1 pseudogene is annotated in these 1,161 nt (G+C 36.0%); it reads right to left on the reverse strand.

Features of this window, described 5'->3' with window-relative positions:
* Positions 1 to 74 precede the first annotated feature (74 nt).
* A pseudogene (locus tag QUA13_RS32575) lies at positions 75 to 1,004 on the reverse strand (IS630 family transposase); the annotation flags it as partial.
* Between the last annotated feature and the right edge of the window lie 157 nt (positions 1,005 to 1,161).

The raw sequence follows: 1,161 nt of genomic DNA on the forward strand, positions 1-1,161 counted from the left end.
AATAAATCCTCAACATCTAAAAAACTGGTTTACTAAATGCTGCTACTGTCATCTATAAACTTGCAATCTGCTGTATCTTCTACTGGATTCTGCAGGCGGGGCATTGGGAGCAAATAAGACACAAGTTAAAAGCCATTCATGCGGCTCCTTACCTCGATTAATTTCTTCTAGATAAGCTTTCATCTCTTTATATTTATGATAACTAGCTCCATCCCAAATAATCAAATGTCTCGCTTCAGGATTTAAAGATTGTAAATACTTTAAGAAAGTGACTGTATTCTCAGAATTTGCTGTTTCATATTCTCGGAGAACAAACTGTTTTGTTAAATAATTTATCGCCCCATAATAGGTTTGTTTTTCTCTCTCATTTGTGAGCGGTATCTCTATTCTCTCATTGCGCCTTCCCCACAGATAACCACAGGCATCTCCAAGCGAGAAGATGACACTCGTCAATCAAATACACTACCAACTTTCTCGCTTCTATAGCTTCTCGGTTAGACTCGATGATTTCACTAATTTCTTGGTGCTTTTTTTTGACAAGTTTTTCATCCCGTTTTGGGTTATTTTTTTGAGATTTTTTCCAGCTAATTCCTGCCGATTTAAATAGTTGATAGTAGCTTTCTTTGGATTTAAACTCAATCTGATATTGCTGTTGTAGATGATTTTCTAATTCGGACAAATCCCAGCGAGCTTGGTGTTTTTAACCATTGGATAATTTGGGCTCTTTCTTCTGGTTTAAGTTGCCCATGCGAGCCTTTATAACTTAATCTCAGACCTTCAATACCCTGAAATAAATAATTGATTTTCCCCTTGCTGATAAATGGAGAGGATACTCCCAATATAACTTGAATAGTTCCTCGATAGAGCCCTTCAATTAGCATACGGATTGCTAAAGCTCTTTTGAGTTCTCTTGGGTCTGGATTACTGGCAATAAAACTTTTTAGTTCCTCTAAAGCTTGTTCTTCATGTTCTAAAAAATTTTCTGGCTGCTGATTTTTAGACATTTTAACTCTTACTTAGATCAATAGTTCGGACAGTTTTTAAGCAGCCAGAGTACCATAAGACAAGACTGAAGGAAGGTTAAGGTGATTTAAAATCAAATCCGGGTCTAAATCTAACTTATCAATAAAGGTAGAAAGTAGATGCTTATTGAATTCCAGA

Source organism: Microcoleus sp. S28C3, from assembly GCF_036700785.1.
GTDB classification, from domain to species: domain Bacteria; phylum Cyanobacteriota; class Cyanobacteriia; order Cyanobacteriales; family Microcoleaceae; genus Microcoleus; species Microcoleus asticus.